At 37.6% G+C, this 23,754-nt stretch carries 19 protein-coding genes; 11 read left to right on the plus strand and 8 right to left on the minus strand.

What is annotated here, in order from left to right; translation table 11 throughout:
* The first annotated feature begins 16 nt into the window (after positions 1-16).
* The 4 genes from WBM60_RS00845 (at position 17) to pafA (ending at position 5,155) form a co-directional block, all read left to right on the plus strand.
* Entirely contained in the window at positions 17-1,561 is a 1,545-nt protein-coding gene (locus WBM60_RS00845) for a PglZ domain-containing protein (protein ID WP_424278750.1), read from the plus strand.
* 364 nt (positions 1,562-1,925) lie between these two features.
* Positions 1,926-2,687, plus strand: coding sequence for a hypothetical protein (locus tag WBM60_RS00850; RefSeq protein ID WP_424280164.1), 762 nt, complete (start codon positions 1,926-1,928; stop codon positions 2,685-2,687).
* Positions 2,688-2,948: 261 nt separating this feature from the next.
* On the plus strand, positions 2,949-3,233 hold the full coding sequence (locus WBM60_RS00855; RefSeq protein WP_424282635.1) for a hypothetical protein: 285 nt from the start codon (positions 2,949-2,951) through the stop codon (positions 3,231-3,233).
* A 251-nt stretch (positions 3,234-3,484) separates the two neighbouring features.
* A complete protein-coding gene (gene pafA / locus WBM60_RS00860; RefSeq protein ID WP_424282636.1) occupies positions 3,485-5,155 on the plus strand; it encodes an alkaline phosphatase PafA in 1,671 nt (556 codons plus the stop codon).
* Between the two features lie 82 nt (positions 5,156-5,237).
* Here the strand turns inward: pafA and WBM60_RS00865 are convergent, their stop codons facing one another.
* Positions 5,238-6,299, minus strand: coding sequence for a hypothetical protein (locus WBM60_RS00865; RefSeq protein WP_424259571.1), 1,062 nt, complete (start codon positions 6,297-6,299; stop codon positions 5,238-5,240).
* 91 nt (positions 6,300-6,390) lie between these two features.
* On the opposite strand from WBM60_RS00865, the gene WBM60_RS00870 reads away from it, so the two are divergent.
* The gene (locus WBM60_RS00870) at positions 6,391-7,083 is read left to right on the plus strand and encodes a hypothetical protein (protein ID WP_424259572.1); all 693 of its coding nucleotides are present in this window, start codon (positions 6,391-6,393) and stop codon (positions 7,081-7,083) included.
* Between the two features lie 130 nt (positions 7,084-7,213).
* On the opposite strand, the gene WBM60_RS00875 is transcribed toward WBM60_RS00870, so the two are convergent.
* Positions 7,214-7,957, minus strand: coding sequence for an NIPSNAP family protein (locus WBM60_RS00875; RefSeq protein WP_424259573.1), 744 nt, complete (start codon positions 7,955-7,957; stop codon positions 7,214-7,216).
* Positions 7,958-8,051: 94 nt separating this feature from the next.
* Positions 8,052-9,038: an NAD-dependent epimerase/dehydratase family protein gene (locus WBM60_RS00880; protein ID WP_424259574.1), complete on the minus strand. Its 987-nt coding sequence runs from the start codon at positions 9,036-9,038 to the stop codon at positions 8,052-8,054.
* A gap of 278 nt (positions 9,039-9,316) precedes the next feature.
* Here WBM60_RS00880 and WBM60_RS00885 point away from each other — a divergent pair, with 278 nt between their 5' ends.
* Positions 9,317-10,963: an arylsulfatase gene (locus WBM60_RS00885; protein WP_424276305.1), complete on the plus strand. Its 1,647-nt coding sequence runs from the start codon at positions 9,317-9,319 to the stop codon at positions 10,961-10,963.
* 71 nt (positions 10,964-11,034) lie between these two features.
* On the opposite strand, the gene WBM60_RS00890 is transcribed toward WBM60_RS00885, so the two are convergent.
* Positions 11,035-12,594 (minus strand): aryl-sulfate sulfotransferase, encoded by a 1,560-nt coding sequence (locus tag WBM60_RS00890; RefSeq protein WP_424263920.1) that lies wholly within the window; start codon positions 12,592-12,594, stop codon positions 11,035-11,037.
* Positions 12,595-12,896: 302 nt separating this feature from the next.
* Between WBM60_RS00890 and WBM60_RS00895 the strand changes: the two genes are divergently transcribed.
* Complete coding sequence (locus WBM60_RS00895) at positions 12,897-13,457, plus strand: hypothetical protein (protein WP_424277770.1); 561 nt, start codon at positions 12,897-12,899, stop codon at positions 13,455-13,457.
* 37 nt (positions 13,458-13,494) lie between these two features.
* Here WBM60_RS00895 and WBM60_RS00900 read toward each other — a convergent pair whose 3' ends face one another.
* Positions 13,495-14,439, minus strand: coding sequence for an MBL fold metallo-hydrolase (locus WBM60_RS00900; RefSeq protein ID WP_424263924.1), 945 nt, complete (start codon positions 14,437-14,439; stop codon positions 13,495-13,497).
* Positions 14,440-14,749: 310 nt separating this feature from the next.
* Here WBM60_RS00900 and WBM60_RS00905 point away from each other — a divergent pair, with 310 nt between their 5' ends.
* From WBM60_RS00905 to WBM60_RS00915, 3 genes are all read left to right on the plus strand, one after another.
* Positions 14,750-16,537 (plus strand): hypothetical protein, encoded by a 1,788-nt coding sequence (locus WBM60_RS00905; RefSeq protein WP_424263926.1) that lies wholly within the window; start codon positions 14,750-14,752, stop codon positions 16,535-16,537.
* A 103-nt stretch (positions 16,538-16,640) separates the two neighbouring features.
* Positions 16,641-17,774, plus strand: a complete 1,134-nt coding sequence (locus WBM60_RS00910) for a DUF819 domain-containing protein (protein ID WP_424282637.1) — start codon at positions 16,641-16,643, stop codon at positions 17,772-17,774.
* A 172-nt stretch (positions 17,775-17,946) separates the two neighbouring features.
* Positions 17,947-18,489, plus strand: coding sequence for a hypothetical protein (locus WBM60_RS00915; RefSeq protein ID WP_424263930.1), 543 nt, complete (start codon positions 17,947-17,949; stop codon positions 18,487-18,489).
* Positions 18,490-18,625: 136 nt separating this feature from the next.
* Here the strand turns inward: WBM60_RS00915 and WBM60_RS00920 are convergent, their stop codons facing one another.
* Both WBM60_RS00920 and WBM60_RS00925 read right to left on the minus strand, forming a co-directional pair.
* Positions 18,626-20,848: a molybdopterin cofactor-binding domain-containing protein gene (locus WBM60_RS00920; RefSeq protein ID WP_424282638.1), complete on the minus strand. Its 2,223-nt coding sequence runs from the start codon at positions 20,846-20,848 to the stop codon at positions 18,626-18,628.
* Complete coding sequence (locus WBM60_RS00925; protein WP_424263624.1) at positions 20,832-21,332, minus strand: (2Fe-2S)-binding protein; 501 nt, start codon at positions 21,330-21,332, stop codon at positions 20,832-20,834. The genes WBM60_RS00920 and WBM60_RS00925 overlap by 17 nt, the downstream gene beginning before the upstream one ends.
* Positions 21,333-21,565: 233 nt before the next feature.
* On the opposite strand from WBM60_RS00925, the gene WBM60_RS00930 reads away from it, so the two are divergent.
* The gene (locus WBM60_RS00930; RefSeq protein ID WP_424263622.1) at positions 21,566-22,363 is read left to right on the plus strand and encodes a DUF6090 family protein; all 798 of its coding nucleotides are present in this window, start codon (positions 21,566-21,568) and stop codon (positions 22,361-22,363) included.
* Between the two features lie 171 nt (positions 22,364-22,534).
* Here WBM60_RS00930 and WBM60_RS00935 read toward each other — a convergent pair whose 3' ends face one another.
* Positions 22,535-23,284 carry a PepSY-like domain-containing protein gene (locus WBM60_RS00935; protein WP_424263620.1) on the minus strand — a complete coding sequence of 250 codons (750 nt, stop codon included), beginning with the start codon at positions 23,282-23,284 and terminating at the stop codon, positions 22,535-22,537.
* Between the last annotated feature and the right edge of the window lie 470 nt (positions 23,285-23,754).

Genomic DNA, 23,754 nt, shown 5'->3' on the forward strand with positions numbered 1-23,754 from the left:
TAAAGATAAGGACTAAATGGACAAGATAACAATCCTTTGGGTAGATGATGAGATAGATTTGTTAAAGCCCCATATTATTTTTCTGGAAGGCAAAAACTATCAGGTAGTAACTTGCAAAAGCGGTCAGGATGCATTGGAAGAAATTAGAGCCCGGAATTTTGATATTGTTTTTCTCGATGAGAATATGCCGGGAATTTCCGGTTTGGAGACATTAACTGAGATTAAAGCAATAGATACAACCCTTCCGGTAGTAATGATTACCAAAAGTGAAGAGGAATATATCATGGAAGAGGCTATTGGCTCAAAAATTGCCGACTATCTTATAAAACCAGTCAATCCTAATCAAATACTTCTTTCACTTAAAAAAAACTTAGATCACTCTCGTTTGGTATCAGAAAAGACGACTTCCAACTACCAGCAAGAGTTCAGAAAGATCTCGATGGACCTATCTATGGTCAATTCTTATGAAGAATGGGCAGATCTTTATAAGAAGCTTATTTATTGGGAATTACAATTGGAAGAAATAGAAGATTCCGGGATGTTTGAAATTTTGGAGTCTCAAAAAGTTGAAGCTAATAATCAGTTCGGAAAATTTATTGAAAAGAATTATGCCAACTGGTTTAAGGATGGTGATGGCCCGGTAATGTCGAATACCTTGTTTAAGGAACTAATTCTGCCTGAAATCAAGGATGCTCCTACCCTCTTGTTGGTGATAGACAATTTAAGGTATGACCAGTGGTTTTCATTCGAAGATGTATTAACACCCTATTATAAGAAAAGCAAGGAAATGCCATATTACAGCATTCTGCCAACTGCAACACAATATGCGCGAAATGCTATTTTCTCGGGCCTTATGCCTCTGGGAATGGAAAAAAAATACCCTGAATGGTGGAAGAACGATACGGACGAAGGGGGAAAGAATTTATTTGAGGATAAATTCCTGGGAGAACAACTAAAACGATTGGGACTGGATCTAAAATGGGAGTATCATAAAATCAGTAGTCTGAAACAAGGTAAACATCTTTCTCAGAACTTTCGTTCCCAAAAGAAAAATGACCTAACGGTTCTGGTGTATAATTTTGTGGATATGCTTTCACATTCCAAAACCGAGATGGATGTTATTAAAGAATTGGCATCCAATGATAAGGCTTATCGCTCCTTAACCAATAGTTGGTTTAAGAATTCACCTCTTCTTGAGATCATTCAACAAGCTCAAAGTATGGGCTTAAAATTAGTCATTACTACAGATCATGGTACTATAAATGTAAAACAACCTTCTAAAGTGATTGGGGACAAAGAGACCAGTCTTAATCTTAGATATAAAACAGGCCGGAGTCTTACATATAATAGCAATGATGTGATAGAGGCCAAAGACCCTGCTAATATTCATCTGCCAAGTATTACAATGAGCAGTTCATTTATTTTTGCAAAAAATGACTTGTTTTTTGCTTACCCAAATAATTACAACCACTATGTGAGCTATTACAGAAATTCTTATCAACATGGAGGTGTTTCTCTGGAGGAAATGATTATACCATTTGTGGTGCTGGAGCCAAGATAATCATGTTTACGTTTTTACTTTTTTCATTTGTAAAACCAACAAGAATTGCTTAAAAAGCTTTGGGTAATTAATGGGCATTTTATCAAATTATTGATTCTTGCCAGAATTGAATTGGACTTACCACGATTAAACTTTGCACTCTAAGGATGATTTCAAATAGGTTTATCTGGAAATCATTTGGTAAATAAAAAAGGCGTTTCGGACAATTAAAGCGAGGCTTCGTCCTTTGAGATGGTTTAATTTTTAGAATTTCAACTTTATTTATGTGTTAAACTTTGGAATAGTGATGCAAAGCAATAAATATGCAGAGCTTTACCCAAAATACTATTATCTTTCTGAATACTAACTTTAAAACAACCATAGAATGAGAAAAGGAATTACATTTTTAGTCGTATGCTTATTGAGTTTTCAATTTGCAATGGCCCAGACAATCACAACACATCAATATAGAAGGGTGGCACCTGAAAATATGCAGGAGTATTTAAAAAGAGAAACTACGTATTGGGCTAAATGGGCAGAAAAGGAAGTTACAAAAGGCAACCTAACATTTTGGGCCATTTTACAAAAAGTCGGAGGTGTAAACCAAGATACAAGCCCAAATATCCTGATTATAAATACCTATAAGGATATTGACAAAGGTGCAGATTGGGCAAGCATAGCCACAATGTTTCCAGATGTTAAAATGGAAGACATTGGAACGGAGAATATAAGCACCAACATGCATCACGTATTTCTGAGCAATCTTCCCAACCATATTCGGGCAGAAAATTCAACGGATGATGATTATAAATTTGTACGTATTATTTATCACGACACAAAAAACACAGGACAGCACCTTACTTTTGAAGCTGAAAAATGGAAACCTGCGGTAGAAAAGGCCATGAAGGAAGGGAAAACAACTATGAAAGGATGGGGTAATCAGGCCATCATTTCTCCGGTAACTTCAACATTCACCTATGGCAGCTATTCTTATGATATATTTTCCTCTTTGCAGGATGCATTATCCCCTGCCTTTAGCGAAGACTGGACCATGCCTGAAGGCTTTTGGGATGGTTTTCAGGACAACTATAACAAACGTAATTCTAACGTCTACAGAATCGTTGCTGGAGCATCTGCCCCTGAATAAAGTTCGTACCAAACGCTTGAATACAAATCCCCGGATATTTTTTCGGGGTTTTTTATACATTTCCTACACTGCTCCCTACCCTAAACCAGCAACTTGTATTAGCTCTCGGTATACTGATATTGAAGAGCAGCTAAAAAATCTATTATTTTGTGACTTTACCTAATTTCAGACGTACATGTGAATCCTATTTATTTTAATTTTAGAGGAACGGCAATAAAAAAAACAAAAAATCAATATTTATTTAAACTAAACACTTTAATTATGGGAAACATACAACTTACCGCAAGATTTTTAATAGAGGAAGGTAAAGAGGAAGAATTTAAAAGCATAGCAACTCAGTGCCTGAATATTGTGAAGGAGAAAGAAAAAGATACCACCTTAAAGTACGACTGGTTTTTTAATGCAAACGGGAACGAGTGTGTAGTAAGAGAAACGTATATAGATTCTAATGCAATATTTCTTCATTTGGGAAACCTGGGAGAATTGCTTGGTCAACTTCTTCAGATAGCTGACTTTTATCCAGAGATTTACGGGAGTCCCTCTTAAGAACTTCTGATTGCTGTTAAAGACATGAACCCTAAAATTTATTCCTTTTACCAGGGTCTGTAATTTATTGATCCAAGGGCATGATAATGGTCTAAACCTATGTCCGAAGTTTATTCCGGATAAATATCCTTTTAACTAAAATTAATCCTCTGCTATTAATAAAATTTAACATTATTACTCATTATCTTTGAATAGCGCAGTTCTGTACTTAGGTCAGGATTCCAACTTTAATCTAAAAAGATAACTCAATTATGATTAGAATTATCGCTATTACCGCCCTGTTTCTTTTAAATGGATTCATTGCCAGAAGCCAAGCTGATAAGCCTAAATTGGTAGTGGGTGTTGTGGTAGATCAAATGAGATTTGATCATCTTTACAAGTATCAGGAGCGGTTTTCCAACGGCGGGTTTAAACGAATAATGCGGGACGGATTTAACTATAAAAACACTCAGTATAACTATATTCCTACCGTTACTGCAGCCGGACATGCATCTATTTATACAGGAACAACCCCTTCTATGCATGGAATCATTGGAAATACCTGGTATCAGCGGAGTTCAAAACAGGTCATTACAAATATTGGGGATAATAACGAACTTATCGTTGGAACCTCGGATGTTAACAGCTATGGTGCGTCTCCAAGAAATCTTCTTACGTCTACCATCACGGATCAGTTGAGATTGGGCACCAATTTTAGAGCTAAAGTAATAAGTGTCTCCCTAAAAGACCGCGGTGCTATTTTACCCGGAGGACATGCGGCTAATGCTGCATATTGGCATGACTGGAAATCGAGTCCGGGTTATTTTGTTAGCAGTTCTTATTATATGGATGAATTACCTAAATGGGTGACCAGTTTTAATAAATTGGAAAAATCAAATTCGTATTTATCAGATTCCTGGTCAACTCTTTATCCAATTGAATCCTATACGGCGAGCGCTCCGGATGACAATAATTATGAGCGGGCTCTAGGCGGTAAAACAAGTGCAACTTTCCCATATGATTATAAGAGCATGAGGGAGCGTTATAGGGAAATAGGTGCTGAATTTCAATTAATTTGGGTTACCCCCGCTGGTAATTCTTTGTTGACGGATTTTGCTATAGAAGCAATTAAGAACGAAGGCCTGGGTACAGACGATATTACAGATTTTATTAATATAAGCTATTCTGTTCCTGACGTTATCGGACATACTTTTGGGCCGCAGTCCGTAGAGTTTGAAGATGTAATATTAAGATTGGACAGGGACATAGAAAATTTATTAAAATCACTTGATGCAACTGTTGGTACTGGAAATTATTTACTGTTCTTAACCTCTGATCACGGGTCTGTACCTGTAGCTTCCTACCTGGCAGATCATAAGCTACCTGCAGGGCTTGCTCATATAAAGCAATATGAGACTGCTCTTCTGACTCATTTGAATTCAAAATATGGCACAAATCAATGGGTTGAAAATTTCGATGGGGAGGCTGTATATCTAAACCGGGATGTAATAAAACAAAAAAAATTATCTCTAAGAGCAGTACAGCAGGAAGCCGCAGATTTTCTGATTACTCTTGATGAAGTTACCGGAGCCCTTACCGCGTCTGATTTACAATCACAAAGTTATAGTTATGGTATGAAACAAATGCTTCAAAATGGCTATCATTCGAAAAGATCAGGAGATGTCCTTTTAATATTTAAGCCAGGGTTTATTCAGAATTTGGACCCCAGAATAACCATGCAAAAAATTAAAGGTACTACACATGGTTCCGGGTATGCCTACGACACCCATGTTCCAATGTTATGGTTCGGGAATTCTATACCTAAAGGTAAATCCGTAAGAAAAGTATCGGTAATCGATATTGCACCCAGCATCGCACAGATTCTGAATATACCTTATCCCAGTGGAACAACCGGGGAACCTTTAATAGAACTGTTTGAATGAAAAACCTTTCAGTGCATATGGAGATAACGGGTTTTTTATTTTAAAAAGTAATTGAGTATTAATATAAACCGCAGATAGGGTTTTATTTTAGCCTTGCAACGTTTAATATCTCCTTTCTGTAAGAGTTGTCATTTGCCAAAACGTCAAAAAAGTCATTGATAAATCTTCTTGCCGTCGCAAATTCCTTTGGATCATCAAAGCTTGATTCTAGATCATTAATAACAGTCATCATTTTGCTTTTATTATTCAGAAATTCATTCCTTACGGTTTGGTATGTAGCCGGGTTGCGTTTAAATCCCCTATATAATCTTTGAGTGACATCGGTTATGCTCAGTACCTCACCCTGAACCTGAGAGACAACTGCATAGCTGGCATCGACCAATCCTGACATATCAAAATCATAGGGTACAGGCATAATATTGTTATCTACAAACAAAAGCTTTTCATTATGCCGATAAGCCGAGGAATAATCGGTATTACCAATCATAAACTGAAAAAAATCATTTCTAACCGAACACAGATCATCCTGTTCAAGCGGATGTATAGACCTTGTTATTTGCTTACCGTTGCATCTGTCTTTTACCTCATCAATATCTTCTATAAAAAATCCTTTTACGGTATAGGTTTTAAATTTCTGTCCTTTTTCATCCGTAAAATCAATATTCAACAATCTCGTTTTAAAATGATAAGGAGAAACAAATTCATACAATTTATACGCCATGTATTCCTTTAAGACTTTATCATTATAGTCCTTTTGAAGGACACAAGGAAGTACAAGTTTTAGTTTCTTATTTCCTTCAAACAAGGTCCCGGCGGAAACTGATTTTTTAATTTTCATTTTCACGGGCGGGAAAAAGCAATTTTCCCTTCTGTAATTCCCCCTTGCCCTGATTTTTATTTCTAAGGTTTTCCAGGACTCATCGCTTGTCATATATCCAATTTCGCTATCAACATATGTGCTGTCATTGGTTTCTTTCCTTAAAACTTTATTGGAATAACTCAGCTTAACGGGTAAAGCATCATTTTTAAGAAAGAGCTCAGTGACCTGATTATCCTGGTCGGTTTTTGCTAATTCCTGTGAAAAAACAGGTCCAATAAAATATAGGTATATAAAAAGGAAAGGAAATATGGCTTGCTTATTCACTAGATTGTAGTTAGATTTACTTTCATAAGTTAATAAATTTTTAGCTATTAGACGATATCTTACCATATTAAATTACAGAACATTAATCGTATTGATTGTTTCAATTGTCGTTACATTTCTGGCTTTTAGATTCAATTTAAACTTTTATGTTGATCTTACAATGTTAAGTATTGCCATAATATTTCCTCTGGTTTTTACTATACGTGGTTCATTCAGGCGTCGGGAAAAGGCCCTGCAACATTTGAGTAAATTCAGAAGTGCTCTAAAGACAGTTCACTATTTTGTGATGAGTAACCAGGAACTCTCTGTAGAAAGCAAAAAAGAAATGACCGATATTTTGCTTAACATTAGTGAGCAAACTATGGATCAACTAAAAAATAATGGCGACAATACAAAAGATCTGGATGAAATCATTGATAAGGTGCTTACATTTATCGTCGCCAACGATCAAACAGTTTCGAAAAATTTAAAAGACAGAACTTTTCGTTTTATGAAAGATCTCCACGAATCTATAGAGAACTTACACGCTATTAACACGCATAGGACACCAATAAGCTTAAAGGCTTATTGTCTCGTATTCATCTATATCTTCCCATTAATTTATGCTCCAACCATTATCTATGATGTTGGCTTGGAAAACAATCAGGGAATTACCTATTTTATAGTTTTGCTTACGGAGTTTATACTTATTTCTCTTTATAACATCCAGGATCAATTAGAATATCCTTTTGATGATATTGGTTTAGATGATATCAATCTTGAAACCTTTAAACTTAACAGATAGGCCAAAATTGAGAAACTGCTTAGCTACGGAAAGGAACGGCAACCACTATCTATACCATACTCCCGCCTTCTATCCATTTTAAGAACTTAATGGATACGAACCTAAAGATTTAAGAATCCCCTTTGATATTTTACAATTGAGAATAGGACAAAGGTTTTAAAAAAACCCTGTATATATTTGAAACGGTATTCGCGTACTCCGGTAGTTTTGAAATTCGTTGCCATTCCGGGTTAGGGCCAAATTTCGCCCAGTTTGCGTCGCGCTCTGCCATGTCTTTGAATGCAAGCAAATAGGTGAGACAAGGCATTTGTGGCCCAGCAATTTTCTCTCCGAAAAAAACGGAGTGCAGGCCTACCTCATCAAAAATGCTCAATTCACTTTCATTGAACATTTTTACTTTGCGCTGAAAAGCATCTTCATTATAGCCCTCATAGGTTCGTAATTCAAAAACCATGGAACCCTCTGATGGTTTTACTAATTTTGGTATACCATCGAATGCCGTAAACAATGACGTTACATATCGTTCTACAGGAAAAATTTCCTGAGAAGATTTACTGTATGCTGCAGATGCCTGCAAAAAAACTGAGTCATCCTTTAGATTATCAAGCACCTTTTGGTAGCTATTCAAATCATTATAAGTAATTAATAAATAGATCTTCTTTGGCAAAGCATCTCCAATTTCTTCAAATGCTCCAATATTTTTAATTCCCTGTTTTTTTAAAGCAGGTATTAAAGCATTTTCAAAATAATCATGTAATACCTTAACAGGTTTTCCAAACTTTAACTCATATTCCCGAAATTCATAAACTTCCTTTTGGCTAAATCCAAAAGCACCTAAAAATAGTATAACTATAATTGTAAATTTTTTGATCATGATTAAATTTTTAGTACCTATTAATTACATTGTTATAAATCTAATTCTTATTTCATAAATACCTGGATTAATTTATTGCAAATCCTATTATATCCTACAGAAGCTTTTTATAGGCCTTAAGTATTTTTTCAATCCGTTTGTTTTCCTCTTGGTCTATAATTTTCTTTTCCGGGTTTTCATCCAGCCATTTCAGTGTCCTTTTTATACCTTCTGCAAAAGGGATTGTTGCTTTAAAGCCGGGGACAAATGTTTTTATTTTAGTATTGTCAAAAATCACACTTTCGGCTTTATCAGCAAGTAAAGTGCCTGTATAAGAGGGTTCTATTTTACATATAAAATCTGAAGCAATATGCACTACTTTTGCTTTACAACCCAGACTGCTTGCCAGGATTTCATAGATCATGTTCCAACTTAATATTTCGTCTGATGTAATATGGAACGCATGGCCTGTAGCCTGTGATAATCCCAATAATCCTACAAAGCCCTTGGCAAAATCGTCAGAATGGGTTACAGTCCACAATGAAGTTCCGTCTCCATGAATAATAATTTCCTTTCCTTTTAGAATTCTATCGGCTGCGGTATACTCTTTAAACCCACCAATAGCTATAGGTATAACGGTGTCATAAGTTAAAGAGGGCCTCACAATGGTAATAGGAAAACCTTCTTCCCGATAAGCCTTTATTAGGCGATCTTCACACTTAATCTTGTCATTAGAATAATCCCATAAATTATTAGATAGCGGTGTAGACTCAGTAATGACAGGGTAACTCAATGGTGTCTGATAACATGATGCCGAACTTATAAAAATATATTGCTTGGTTTTCCCTTTGAATAAAGCAATATCCCGCTCAATATCTGTCGATGTAAAAGCAATCCAGTTAACCACAACATCCCAACTATGACCTTTCAGTTCTGTCAGACTGGATAGATTGTTGATGTCACCTAAAATAGTTTTTACCCCTTCTATTTCAACCTTGTTTATTCCTCTGTTCAAGTGATACAACTCTATCCCTTTTGAAATAGCCAATCTGCTCGACGCACTGCTAATATTTCCTGTACCCCCTATAAATAATACTTTCATATATTTTCCTAAAGAATTACAAAGTACTGAATTATACAGAACAGTCCATACCTCAGGTTAATAATATTGTTTGAGAGATTTTTATAATACTTCTTCCAGTCAACAGAAGAAAGTATTATTCAATATTGCTAAATACCATCTAAATGATAAATCCTTACCTTAGGTATTTAATAATGAAAGAGTCGCTTTAAATGATAAATCTCGATAGACGAACTAGACAAAATATACATCTTCCAATAAAATTTAAAACATGCTGTCACTTTACAAATAGTAATTTTATTTCTAGACTTAACCATACAACCTCGATTCTTACGTTTCTATTTGTAATCATTGGATTTACAGGTTGTTCGGGTACTTCGGAAAAAACTTCAATAGATACACGACCCAATATTTTAATATTAGTGGCAGATGATCTTGGTTATGCAGATCTCGGATGTTTTGGCGGAGATATTGCAACTCCCAATATTGATGGTTTGGCATCAAGTGGCATCCGGTTTAGCAGGTTTCATACAGCACCCATGTGCGCTCCCACGAGGGCCATGCTTTTAACAGGTAATGACAACCATATTGCAGGAGTAGGAAGACAGGCCCTAAGCACACAGGTTTTTGGGTACGAAGGATATCTAACAGATAGAGTGGCTACTATACCCGATTTGCTAAGAAAGGATGGTTACCACACCTATATGGCCGGTAAATGGCATCTGGGTACTGACAGGGAGGCCAACCCACACCAAAAAGGCTTTGAACACTCGTTCGTTCTGCTTGAAGGCGTTGGAAATCATTATAACAGCCAGGGATTATTTAAAGGTATCCCGGTTTCACATTATACAGAAGATGGAAAATCCACAGCATGGCCGGAAGGGTCATATTCTACAGATCTTTATACCGATAAACTCATCACATATATTGATCGGCACAAAGATGATCAACGTCCCTTCTTTGCCTATGCGGCATATACTTCACCACATTGGCCACTGCAGGTTGATAAAGCCTATTGGAAAAAGTATGAAGGCAGGTATGATGAAGGTTATGATAAATTAAAAGAAGATAGATTTCTAAGTCTTAAAAAGGCGGGTATGATTCCTGAAGACGCGGTCTTACCTCCTACCCATCCTTCAGTAAGGCCCTGGAATTCTCTTTCGGCGAATGAAAAAAAAAGAGAATCGCGAAAAATGGAACTCTACTCTGGAATGGTAGATAATCTGGATGTGAATATTGGCCGTATCGTACAGCATTTAAAGGATATCGGGGAGTACGAGAATACTTTGATTATTTTTATGTCGGATAATGGGGCCGCAGGAGAAGACTATTATAATAATCCGGGGATCAGACCATATATAAATCCATATTTTAACAATGACTATGAAACCATGGGAGAAGCAAATTCTTTGATTTCCTATGGCCCCCAATGGGCAGAAGCCGGTTCTTCACCCTTCAGGTATTACAAGGAATTTGCCACTAACGGTGGCATTATAGCCTCCATGATTATAACCGGCCCCATGGTAGGACAGCAAAATGTAATTGCAAGCGACTTTCTAACGGTTATGGATATTGCTCCTACTCTGTATGACATCGCCAAAATAAGTTATCCTAAAGAATTTAACGGGAATTCACTATTCCCTTTGAAGGGAAAATCACTGCTGCCATTTATCTCGGGTAGAACAACAACTATACACGCGAACGACTATGTTTTTGGTTTGGAGCACAGCGGAAATACAATGTTGAGGAAGGGGCAATGGAAAATAACCAATTTCAGTGATCCATTCAGTTTATCAGAATTTGAACTCTATAATCTCGATGAAGATCTGGGTGAAATGCATGATTTAAAAAGCATCAAACCCCAAAAATATCAGGAAATGTATCAGGAATGGACCAATTTTGCGAGTGAAATTCAGGTGCAATTACCTGGCATTAATTACGATTAAACAAATAAATTACCATCGCACCTTATTTCATACTTTCTATGTTAATGAAACAAATTTCTTCTTATAATTAATTATGCCCCCTCTTTTTTGGGCTTAGGAGGAAGTTTGAATTCCTCAGGTTGTGGATCTAAAGGTTCTAATTTCTTTCCTTGTAATCCCGGATGGTCTGCAGGGATAAAATTTGATCTGAATTGCCAGTATGCCATGGGCATTGGTGAAACAGGCTCCCCATCAGAATGATGAATGGTACCGCGATAGGGATTCAGATATTCCCAAACAATTTCTCCTTCCGGCGTAACTTCAAAAAAGCGACCTTTGGGACCTTCATTGATAAAAGTATTTCCATTTTGCATTCGTTGTGCACCCGATATAAAGCTTCCATAGAAGGAAAGTGTGTCCGGCGCTATATACTTCCATACAGGTTCCTCCGGTCCAAACTGGCCGTCTTTATTCTTTAAATAGTTACCTTTATTATCGGTTGGCAACTCTAATTCGTATACTGCCGAATATTCCAGGCTATCTGGTCCCATTGGAATTTCATTATTGAAGACTGTCAGATGGCCTGCGCCCGGTAAGCCTTTCTCAATCCATCGAACATCGTGCTGACCAAACAATTTCTGATTAGTAGAATCTCCCAGGTTATAATTTTTAGGATTTCCCCATCGATATAAAAAGTCACCGCCTTGTCCCATTTTCCCGCCTGTATGGCCAGCAGCTTCTTCTGTAGTTGTACTATGGTCAATAATAAAGATTTCATCCAAGTTGGGGGAGCTAAAGACAATTTGATCCAGTTCAGGATTATAGTTAATAGCATTTAAATGATAAACATCAGCACCCCTGTTCTCAACGGTTTGATTCCTCCATGCTCTTTTTAGTTTATGCAATACTGCCATACTGTCGTGCGAAATAAGAGGCGGTATTTCACCATCTTTATTAAAGTCAAGAAGTTCAGGATGTGCCGCAACATCCCCATAATTATCCTTAGTTTCATCATAATCCTGGATTAAATGATCCCAGATATGCCACTCCCACAGAATTTTACCCCCACTTTTACCCTGGGGTTTTATTTCAACTATTTTATCAGGCCAGAGACCGGCTTTTGGTGTAAATTCGGGCTTTCTTCCTGCCTGCAACACTTCCTCCTCAGTCTTGGCTTCCCAGGCAATTGCAAGAATATTGCCATTTGGCAATACGGCCATATCATGATGCGCATGATGTTCTTCGTTGGCGTATTCAAAATCCCATTGTATTTTACCATCCCAGCCAATTTTTTGAAGTCTTCCCGCATTGCCTCCGCCTCCAAATACCGGAAAATCCGGATCTACAGAAAGAAGTGTTAGCGAACCGTCATCATTTAAATAAAAACTGTTTACTTCATAATTCCCTTTCCAATCATGAACCACTTTTCCTTCCCGGTTAACCAGGTATGTAGAAGAGGAATTTGCCGGTCTGAATAGTACATATCCGGGTGTAAGACCTTCTGTAGTTTTTGTTAAGCCACGCGGCATATAAAGCCCGAACATATTACGATCCTTTTTATCAGGTTCGTCAGCTATTGGTTTTTTATCGGTACAATGGACAAGGATGCCCGCTAAAATAAGGGCAATTAGATATTTCTGAATTTTTTTCATGGTTGTCAGTTGGTATTTTTGAATTTGAAGTGTGAATTTAAGAACTCTTAGTTAAATAGGAGTATGTCTTTTAAAATTATTCTAAAAAATCAATTCCTTTTTTAAGACGATGGAATTCGTGCTTATAATTCATTTTAAAACACTTGTTGGATTATCAGGATAAATAGCTCATTACTACAAAATAAGTTAGTACTTAATTGGTTATCTTAGGCTTAAAACTAAATAATTTAAGACCAATGAATCTCCTTTACAAACTTTCAATTCTAATCCTGCTAATCTCATGTTCTCAAAAAAAAGAATCTATGAAACATATATTTTATTTACATGGAATGATAATAGAAGTGCAAGGAATTCATGCTGTAAGCCCTCAGTTTGGGGCATATAAATACACCGCTATTGTTGATTCCCTGAAAGCCACCGGTGCGGACGTTCATGCAGAGGTACGCACAGAGAAAACCGACTTTTACGAATTTGGAAAGAAAATATCAAAAGAAATAGATGAGCTTATAGCAAAAGGGGTAGCGCCTTCAGATATTACCGTGATTGGGGCATCCAAGGGAGGTATGATAGCCATGTACATTTCGGATATGAATATAAATAAGGTGAATTATGTACTCCTGGGTTCAAGCAGTGATTATACCCGGAAGACTTTTGACTGGAACCTGCATGGTAATATTTTGGGGATCTACGAAAAATCTGATACTGTTGCTGGTAACAGTTACCAATACTGGATAGATAAATCTTCCAATGCGGCAAGTTTTGAACAACTTCAAATAAATACAGGACTCGGGCATGGTTTTTTATATACCCCGAATAAGGCGTGGCTGGATCCTGCCAGGGAAATGATAAAGAGAAAGGATTAAAACTGCCTTCATGAGAGGGATGTTAGAAATAAATGTATCATAAAGCAATACATGCAAGATCCTCTGCCAAAATAATGGTGCCCTTAAAACTATCCTTTACCAGTTTTAGATTTGAATTTATATCTGACAGACTAAATTCTCTGGCTCTTGCATGGGCAGAATCCAACTTCATTAAATGACTAAAAACTACTCGCGGAACACCGGATTCCTGAGCTACTGCCCCTACTTTACTTGGTTTGGCATGAAGGTTTGTAAATGGTTTGTCAGCTTCTTCAGAAATGGCTAAATGCAATACCAGAAGGTCTGCTCCCTTAACAAAATCGACAAAACCGGGGCTATCAAGCGTTTGATCTGCTCCAAAAGCAATGCTCTTATTGTCTATGGTCACTTTATAAGCAAGTGAAGGCTTATTTGCATGGTTTACACCAATTGCAGTTAACTCGAGTAGTTCATCCTTATAGACCGTTGTTATAGAATCTTTGTGTGGAGTAACTTCAATAGCATTGATTCTGGTAAACGCATCAACAGGCGTTGCCATATCATTTACCGCTTCCAGGAATCCCGTAAGTCCGTCTGATCCTTCTCCGGTCGGTCCGGAAACGTTTAATGGAGCCGGTCTGCTTGAAAATATGTCGGACCAAAGTAAAGCCGGTAACTCAGAGGCATGATCCGGATGAAAATGACTTATGCCCAGAAACTTAATATCTCTAATATGCACTCCCGCCTGTTGTAATCTTAGATAAGTGCCCCCACCGGCATCTATCATCACCACAGGATGGCCATTAAACCAAACCAAATATCCGGTTGAAGCCCTGGCGTCTCCGGCAGCAGGGCCTCCCGAGCCCAGAATCTGGAGCGTAAGGCCTGTTTTATCACATGGGATATTAGTTTCTACAGAGTCCTGTTCTGGTTCAATTTTGGGGTTCGTATTACATCCTATGATGAGTGCCAAGAAGATCAGAATAAACTGCACATTTTTCATGAGAATAAATTTTAATTGTCGTAGATAAGTTTCTTCTATTGGGTTTCTCTTAATAATCAAATCAATGACTATTTTAAAGATAATAAATCATATATAATGATTCATTGGATTTTACACAATATTCTTGTGGGCACCAAGTAATTAACCCATTAATTATCAAGCTTTTAATAACAAAATTGATTTTTATTTATTAATTTAACATGTAAAACAGTTAGGGTTTGCATTTGACTTTTTGAATAAAAGGGAAATCGAATCAGAATTCATATCAGGTGCAATTCTGGTTTATAAATGCTACTATTTAATTCAGAATATGAAATTTCGTAAACTAATTTCCGAACTTCAGAGAAGAAACGTTTTTAGAGCTACAATTGCCTATTTGGCAATTGCCTGGGTTGTTATTCAGATTGCTTCAATTATACTGCCCGCTTTCAATGCCCCTGATTATGCCATAAAAATTCTGATTTACGCTTTGGTTATTGGACTTATTTTTTGGATCGGTTTTTCATGGATTTATGAATTGACCCCTGAAGGTATTCAGAAAACGGAAGATACTATTACGGATCCGGAAACCATAAGATTAAACAATAGGCGTCTTAATAAGCTTATTGTTGGATCTCTCTCTCTGGCTGTTATATTGCTAGTGGTAATCAGTTTTTGGGCAGGTTCTCGCTGGAATCAACAAGATAAAACCTTTGATATTAGGAAAGTTGCTGTCCTACCGTTTGGTCTTAAGTCAGATAGTGATGCTGAAGAATATATTAAAAACGGATTGACAGAAGCTCTTATTACTGAACTATCGAAAGTAGATCAATTAAACGTAATCAGTTTGGCTTCGACACGTGTTTTAGCTTCCGGGTTCAATCCTACCAATCTTTTAATTGTTAATGTAATAGGTCGCATCGATTACTTTATTTCCGGATCTGTTGAGCAAGAAATTAATACACTGAATGTCCAGGTGAGGTTGAGAGAGTCCTATGATGGAAAAGTAAAATGGCAAAAAAATTATTCCAAAGATATTTCTGAAGTTAGGCGTTTATGGGCTGAGGTAGCAGCCGATCTGTCTGGTCAAATGGGCTTGGAAGTAAAGTTAGAAGACGAAGTATTGTGGTCTAAACTTAGGCCGGTAAAACCGGAGACTTATGCACTATATTTAAAAGGGAAACACTATTTAAACAAGTCTAAAATGCAGGACTGGCAACGCGGCTTGGTTTATTTACAGGAAGCCATAGATGAAAATCCGGCAGATGCCTACGCCTATGCAGGCTTGGCAGAAGGTTACATAACTGTAGGTCATAGTCTTATGCCGCCACCGGATGCACTATCAAAGGCCCATGCTGCAGCTAAAAGAGCTATTCAATTAGATTCCACCAATGCAGAAGGCTGGGCTGCACTTGCCCATTACGAGACCTATTCCGGGAGGGATTGGCAGCTTGCTGAGTACGCTTTTTATAAAGCCAATGAGCTCAATCCTAATATGGCTTATAATCATTATCACAGATCCTGGTATTTGGCGCTTTTTGGCCGCATGAACGAAGCCATAGAAGAGCACAAGCACGCTCAGGAATTGGATCCTTTTACACCTTTACATACAGCTTGGCTTGGTGAATTATACCGTCTTGTTGGGTTATATGAAGAAGGCCTTGCCGAAGTGGATAAAGTTTCCGAAATGCAGGATGATTTCGCCTTGGGTATGTTAATTAAGGGAAGAATTTATATGGATCAGGGCCAGACAGACGATGCCTTTGAGATCTTTCGCCAAGCCTCAGAAATAAATCCCGGCTGTAAATATTTGGGCTATGGTCCTGCATTAATACGCGCAGGGCATATAGAAGAAGGCAAAGCAATAATTAAGGAATTGGAGAATATGCCGCGAGCTCCGTTTTTTTCATTGTGCCTTGGAATAATGTATACTAATCTTGGAGATTTTGATAAGGCATTTGAATGGTATAAGTATGCCAAAAAACACATTTGGTATCCATGGCAAATAAGGATACTTACTTCAAATGAAGAATTTCGAAAAGATCCTCGCTGTTTAGAGCTTATACGTGAGTTGAACTTACCGGATCCGGCTCCCTTGGTATATGAACCAAATATTTAGTATTTAATACTTATCTACTTATACTTCAATATTTTACGATATGTTTTATGGTTTCCAATCCAGACGCTCCGGATTGGGGAAATTATTTTAATATCTTTAGGCAATGAACTTTATTGAAAACCCGGTTTATGTTTTAGGGGTATTGTGTTTAATGGTGATCCTGGCCGATTATATTTCTAAAACTAAAATTGGCAAAAAATTTGGTGCCGCTTTATTGGTAATACTTTTTACAGCCTTAGTGGCTAACATGGGATTAATTCCTTCCGCTTCAAATTCTATTCCTTTATATGATGGTATTTTCACCTATTTAGCCCCTATTTCTATATTTTACTTATTGTTGGGAGTTAATCTTAATTCCATAAAAAAGGCCGGGGCTCCAATGATTATCCTGTTTTTAATAGGCTCGCTGGCTACCACCCTGGGAGTACTTTTAGCCTGGTATCTGGTTTCACCGCAGGACATACTAGGAGAAGATGGTAAAATTATTGCTGGTATGTTAACAGGAACCTATACAGGAGGTAGTGTTAACTTTAATGCGGTAGCCCTGGAGTATGATTTTCAGGAACGAGGTATTCTGTATGCCGGAACCATTGCGGTTGACAATGTAATTACAACCTTATGGATTATCGTAACCCTCTCCTTCCCTGCCATATTAAGAACATTCTGGAAAGATAAAAAGGTGCAAACAGCCACACCAACATTAGCTGCAGTGGATAAAGAACATCTTAATTTTCGTTCGCTAATCTGGTTGCTCTTTTTGGGTATTTTCGCATATTATATATCTGAATTAATAACTGACTTTTACCCTCAAATCCCGTCAATTTTAACGCTTTCTACTATTGGGATTCTACTTGCGCAAACCCCTTTTGTGCAAGGCTTAAAGGGAAACCATTTCCTTGGTTTGTACCTGGTATACATATTTCTGGCGGTAATTGGGGCATATTGTGAAATTAGTTCGGTTTTAGAACTTAAGGAGGTGGGACTTACTTTATTGATATTTGCTTCAATTGCTGTATTTCTGCACGGGATCCTTGTAATTCTATTAGGCAGTTTCATTTACCGCGACTGGGAAATGATTTCCATAGTAAGTCAGGCTAATATTGGCGGAGGTACTACGGCTATAGCTCTAGCAGAAACCTTTGACAGAAATGAGCTCATCTTACCTGCAATCCTTGTTGGAACTTTAGGAAATGCACTCGGAACTTATTTAGGTTTTCTTGTGGTTTATTTATTGTGATGGGAATTGGCCAGGTAATTCTAAAGTGTATTAAGAATATAGCGCTCTTTTTACATCTTAAAAGTTCCTTTAATAGTATTTTGACTACAAAACTGAACCGTTGACCACAATTTTTTTTATAATTCAACAAAGTTTACCTTCTTTACCATCCCTAATCTTAAAATGAATTACAATGAAACCTAAATTTCTATTATCTTTTGTGTTTATGACGGCTACTTTATTTGCCTCTGCAAAATGCGACAACACTTATTCTTCAGCATCTTATGCGTTAAACCATACCAAGAAGTCAATTAGCTCAAAGAATTTTGATCATCAAAAATATTATGCTTATAAGGCTCTGGAAGCTTTAGAAAAAGTAAAAAACCAGATAGAATTATGTGGTTGTGCTAAAGCCATGGATCCTATTTTGGATGGGATCGAAAATTTAGAAAAGGCTTCAGACCCAAAAGATTTTGAAATGGGAAGGTACTATACTAAAAAAGCTTTTGGTGATATTCAAGACCTCATCAACCAATTAGATATCTATACCCAAGACAACATAAATATCATTGATAATTCAAATGTTTCAATGGATACAGAAACTATAGAAAAAAAATTATTGGCAAAGGAACTATCCGAAATTAAAAATCAGCAATTAATACTCACCAGGAAACAGGAAATACTGGAAAAACGAAAAAAAGAAATAGAAGAGAAGCTACTTAATCCTGGTTATTAAATAAACTTTTTACGCTATATTCCCAACAAAGGAAGACTGTAAATACAGCCTTCCTTTTTGTTTTTTATACTATTGAATATGACGTAGCTCATCCCTAAAAATAAGTCATCAATTAAAATACTTTAAGGTAATTTTGTTACCCTAATATCCCGGTATTGGCCTTTAATTCATGATTTTTGACGGGTAACTCACGAATCCGTATTCCAGTTGCATTAAAAATTGCATTGGCTAATGCCGGGGCAATACCCGGGGTACTGGGTTCACCTGCACCACCTGGCCAGTTGTCGCTTGTAACGATATAGGTTTCAATTTTAGGAGACTCGTGCATGCGTACCATCTGGTAATCATGGAAATTACTCTGCTTTACGGCCCCGTTTTCGATGGTTATTTCGCCATACAAAGCAGCCGTAAGACCGAAAACAATACCACTTTCCATTTGTGCTGTAAAACCGTCGGGGTGAAACGCATAACCAGGGTCGGCCACACAAACAACCCGGTGCACCTTTACTTTGTCTTCAACTATTTCTATCTCGGCAACCTGAGCCACAATGGTACCAAAAGATTGGTGAAGCGATATACCCCTGCCCCAGCTAGCCGGAAGGGCTTCTTCCCAATTGGCTTTCTCAGCCGCCAGATCCAGAACCTTTAAAAATCGGGGTGCATTAGAAAGATGTTCCCGCCTAAACTGATAAGGGTCTTTATTGGCTTTAAACGCCAGCTCATCCATAAAGGATTCTGTAAAAAAAGCATGCATGGAAGAATCTACACTTCGCCAATACCCCCAGGGCACATGTGTTTCACTATTGGTATAATGAATAAATTGATTGTCAACCCCATAAGGAATGTGTGGGGCTTCTTCCGGGTCGTGCTTAAATACAAACTGATTGTTCCAGGCATTTATTTGACCTTTATCATTCAGGCTTGCTTTAAATCGACTGATATTGGCTTCCCTGTAATGATCCTGTCTGATGTCATCTTCACGAGACCAGATGAGCTTAACCGGATAGTCTACCTCTTTGGCTATAAGGGCTGCCTGAATAGCGACATCTGCTACGGATCTTCGACCAAACCCACCGCCCAGATATTGGTTATGTACCAACACCTTCTCCTGGTCCATATCCAGTACTCCGGCTACACTGTTTGCAAATCCTAAGGGGTTCTGACTTCCCACCCAGATCTCGCATCCATCTTCTTTGACCAAAGCAGTGCAATTCATGGGTTCCATTGTGGCATGGGCCAAATAAGGTACTCTGTATTCGGCTTCTACCACATTGGTAGCTTCTTTAAAAATGTCCTTTATGCTTCCTTTTTTAACATCTTTTTCTTCATTCCCCTCCGCAATTGCAGCATCCATATCCATTAAATACTTATCATAAATATCATTCAGGCCTACCGTATCGTGATCACTTTTGTCAAACTCAATGGGCAAAGTGTTTATCGCCTTTTTTGCTAACCAATAGCCATCTGCAATTACGGCTATGGCCCCTTCAAGATTCACAATTTTGTGCACCCCGGGCATATCCTTAATAGCACTTGCCTCTAAAGGTTTTGCCCTGGCCCCAAAAACAGGAGAAGCCTTGATGGCAGCATATTTCATATTGGGAAGGACCACATCAATTCCAAAATTTGCCGTGCCATCGACCTTTGAAGGGATATCGAACCGCGGTGGCGAGGTTCCCATTATGTTAAATTCTTCTGATGTCTTAAGACGGGGTTTGGCTGGTTGAGATAAATTCGCAGCTTTAACTACAAAACTCGCAAAAGGTGCCATTCTATTACTCGCCGGGTGCGAAATAGTACTGTTTTTAACTACTAATTCCTCTGCATCAACTTCCCATTCCTCTGAAGCTGCCTCCAGTAAAACCGATCTTGCGGCGGCTCCTGCCACACGCATGGCAAACATGCCTGTAAAACGAACAGAAGAACTTCCCCCGGTCATTTGAAGACTGATTTGTTTAGTGGCTGTTAAAAAAAAGCCGTCAACGGTTCCGATAAGCATGGAAGGGATATCTTTTGGCCCCATTAGGAACCCTTTTCCCATGGCATAATTGGCATATTCCTTATTCCCAGGAGCTTCTAACATTTTAATGTTTTTCCAATCCGCATCCATTTCGTCGGCAAGCATCATTGGCAAGGTGGTATGGACCCCCTGACCCATTTCGGCATGAGGAACAATAACCGTAATGGTGTTATCTGCATTAACTTTCAACCAGATATTGAGTACGGTATCTCCTTCTCCAGCAATTAAATCCCTGACTTTATCAGCACGATTTCCGGGTCTGATGGCCACCCCAATTATCAAGGCACCCCCGCTCAATACACCGGTTGTAATAAAAGCCCGTCTAGTCCACTTCCCCATTGTTCACATTTTTTGTATTAGAAGCGGCCGCCAATGCAGCAGCAGCTCTTTTAATTCCTTTTCGTACTCTTGGATAGGTGCCGCATCGGCAAATATTGCCGCTCATAGCCTCGTCTATATCCTCGTCGGTTGGAGTCGTATTGTTGGTCAATAAGGCATGGACAGACATGATTTGACCGGATTGACAATATCCGCATTGAGGAACTTGTTCCTCAATCCATATTTCCTGTATGATATGCCATTCGTTATCGTTAGGCGCAATACCTTCTATTGTGGTTATTTCTTTATCGATAGCCTGCTGAACAGGGGTAAGACATGATCGAATTGGTTGTCCGTCCAAATGGACTGTACAGGCTCCGCATTGTCCTATTCCACATCCAAATTTTGTTCCTGTCAACTCAAGCTGTTCCCGGATGACCCATAATAAAGGGGTAGCAGGGTCAACATCCACCTCATGTATTGTATTGTTTATATTTAATTTCATTAATTAATTTAAATTAACATTTCCAGTCCATTCCATTTTGCCTTAGGCTTTTCTAAAACTACATATAATTATTGAAAATGAAGTTTTACTATATTAAAATATGTGCCCGAATGATATGATGGTTGTGTCGTTTTGCACTTCTTTAAAATTAATCCTTATTCAGAGTTTTCCAAGTGAAATTTTTAAAAGATAATTGAGTACCTTGGTGAGGTAACTTCCAGCCACTGCATTAAATGATCAAATTCTTTCAAAAAATACGCCGGCAGCATTTGGCTGAAAATACCCCTGACAGACGGGCAGGCAAAACGGGAAGGTATCTCATATATGCCTTAGGGGAGATTGTTCTTGTTGTCATAGGAATATTAATTGCATTGCAGATCAATAATTGGAATGAGGATAGGAAAGCAATCATCAGTGAAAGAAGTCACATAAATTCTATTCATCAGGATTTAAACAGAGATTTGAATAAAATTGAATCGATTATTGAGCAATTATCTAATCAATACACCACTGGATTAGAGGTGCTCAAAATCCTTGAAAATAAAGAGTCTGTTGTTTTAGATTCGGCCAGGTTAACAACCAATATTGCCTGGGTTTTATCGGATTTAATTCCTGTAGACCGAGATGAGAATACTTGGGATGGCTTAAAGGTACAGGGCATCAAAACTTTCCTTATAAATGATACACTAACCGTGCAGTTAAATGCATTTTATACCCATTTTGACGGGCAGATTGAACGGTTTAACCAGTTACCAAAAAAAATACGACAGGAACTGCGTGAACTGACAGGTAACTGCCATAATTCGGAAAGCGTTAAAGCTATTTTTGAAAAGGGAATAGATTATTATGGTGAATCTTCTTCCCAATTACGTTATTGCATTATAACTATAGAGAAAACTCCTGAGCTTGTAGGTGCCGTAGCCATTTCAGCGATTGTGAATATAAAATTATACGAAGAACTAAAAAATAAGGGAGAAGCTATTAATTCTTATTTAGAAGACCAATTTAAATTCCTTAATGATAAGTCCTAATACAGGTAGTGTATTTGTTTTTTAAACCAATGATATGGTCCACCCTATAATGTTTGCAAATAAAAGGACCACACCCTTTTAAAACAAAGGAGCCCGCCATAGGCAGACTCCTTCTAGTTTAGTTTTTAGCTGTCAAGGACAACCGGACTTTATCAATTAATCTCAGTCGATTTAATCATCAATAGAAAGGAAATTTCCTTCGGCGTCGAAATAGACCTCAAGACCATTGCTCATTGTCACTTCAAATTCTCCTTCGTCTTCTACTTCTGCACGCACAATTGTAAGTTCAGGGTACATTTCTTCCAAGTATGCTAAAGCCATATCCGGTAATTGGGCAGGGTCTATAGTCTCACCGTCATCGTGGCCATCTTCCTCTTCCCAGTCATAATCTCCATCACCGTCCTGGTCGTTTTTATCAACGCCAACACCTAAAAATCCACCGTTTGCATCAAAAATTAAAACGACATCATCATTTAAAGTAACTTCGTAATGATCATTGTTTTCAATAGATGCCTCCTCTATGCCTATCTGGGGATAATTCATCTCTATATACTCCAAAATAGCAGGTAATAGAGTCGCAATATCCACCTCAGAGTCGTCAAAATCGCCGTTCTCCTCACTATCATCATCAATACCTAAAAAGTTGCCATCGGCATCAAAAATAAGTTCGGTACCGTCGCTCAACTCTACCTCAAAATTACCATTATCTTCTTCTTCTGCCTCGTCGATTGTACGTTCAGGAAATTCGTTGGCCACAAAATCTAAAATCTTCATAGGTAAATCACCTACTTTAACTTTAGCATCCGCTTTTAAGGCAATACCTTCAGGTAAAGCATTAGAGGTATCCTCATTGTCTTTGCTACAAGACACCATAGCTAATACAATTAATACGGTTAGTAATATTTTTTTTATCGTTTTCATTTTTAAATTGTTTAAAGGTTTAAATTCATTTTTCATTTGGGGGTAATCATTTTGTTGTTTCATTCATATAATAAATTTTACTAAGATTTGGGTTTATTTAATCCTTGTGTTAGCTTATATAACAACTTCCCTTAAAAAAACCCTACCACAAATCGTTAAATAACTAATATTAAACATCTTTGGTAAGCTTAGAACGAAATTTACACACTTGATTTGTTGTTGTGCAGTCTATATAAAAACTGTTCTGGAGTTTAATTTGTGGAATGGGATTTTATATAAGGACCTACCTCCTTAGGGCCAGCGTAAATATGTTAACCAATACGCATAGACTCCCATAGGATCCTGTTTCTGCAAACTTTCGGATTGTATATCTAACCTAAGGCCTTATATTTGAAAATGGTAAAAATACACTATGCACTCTTACTATCTTTGGGTCTTTCCAGTGGTCTTTTTGCACAAAACAACACATC

This window comes from Eudoraea sp., assembly GCF_049669105.1.
In the GTDB taxonomy this organism is placed as follows: Bacteria; Bacteroidota; Bacteroidia; order Flavobacteriales; family Flavobacteriaceae; genus Eudoraea.

Bases quoted from the DNA above. Each gene is read 5' to 3' on its own strand.
- pafA (WP_424282636.1), top strand. From the start codon at position 3,485: ATGATTAGAATTATCGCTATTACCGCCCTGTTTCTTTTAAATGGATTC.
- WBM60_RS00905 (WP_424263926.1), top strand. From the start codon at position 14,750: ATGAAATTTCGTAAACTAATTTCCGAACTTCAGAGAAGAAACGTTTTT.
- WBM60_RS00890 (WP_424263920.1), bottom strand. From the start codon at position 12,594: ATGAAAAAAATTCAGAAATATCTAATTGCCCTTATTTTAGCGGGCATC.
- WBM60_RS00900 (WP_424263924.1), bottom strand. From the start codon at position 14,439: ATGAAAAATGTGCAGTTTATTCTGATCTTCTTGGCACTCATCATAGGA.
- WBM60_RS00920 (WP_424282638.1), bottom strand. From the start codon at position 20,848: ATGGGGAAGTGGACTAGACGGGCTTTTATTACAACCGGTGTATTGAGC.
- WBM60_RS00855 (WP_424282635.1), top strand. From the start codon at position 2,949: ATGGGAAACATACAACTTACCGCAAGATTTTTAATAGAGGAAGGTAAA.
- WBM60_RS00910 (WP_424282637.1), top strand. From the start codon at position 16,641: ATGAACTTTATTGAAAACCCGGTTTATGTTTTAGGGGTATTGTGTTTA.
- WBM60_RS00935 (WP_424263620.1), bottom strand. From the start codon at position 23,284: ATGAAAACGATAAAAAAAATATTACTAACCGTATTAATTGTATTAGCT.
- WBM60_RS00915 (WP_424263930.1), top strand. From the start codon at position 17,947: ATGAAACCTAAATTTCTATTATCTTTTGTGTTTATGACGGCTACTTTA.
- WBM60_RS00880 (WP_424259574.1), bottom strand. From the start codon at position 9,038: ATGAAAGTATTATTTATAGGGGGTACAGGAAATATTAGCAGTGCGTCG.
- WBM60_RS00895 (WP_424277770.1), top strand. From the start codon at position 12,897: ATGAAACATATATTTTATTTACATGGAATGATAATAGAAGTGCAAGGA.
- WBM60_RS00930 (WP_424263622.1), top strand. From the start codon at position 21,566: ATGATCAAATTCTTTCAAAAAATACGCCGGCAGCATTTGGCTGAAAAT.
- WBM60_RS00925 (WP_424263624.1), bottom strand. From the start codon at position 21,332: ATGAAATTAAATATAAACAATACAATACATGAGGTGGATGTTGACCCT.
- WBM60_RS00875 (WP_424259573.1), bottom strand. From the start codon at position 7,957: ATGATCAAAAAATTTACAATTATAGTTATACTATTTTTAGGTGCTTTT.
- WBM60_RS00845 (WP_424278750.1), top strand. From the start codon at position 17: ATGGACAAGATAACAATCCTTTGGGTAGATGATGAGATAGATTTGTTA.
- WBM60_RS00850 (WP_424280164.1), top strand. From the start codon at position 1,926: ATGAGAAAAGGAATTACATTTTTAGTCGTATGCTTATTGAGTTTTCAA.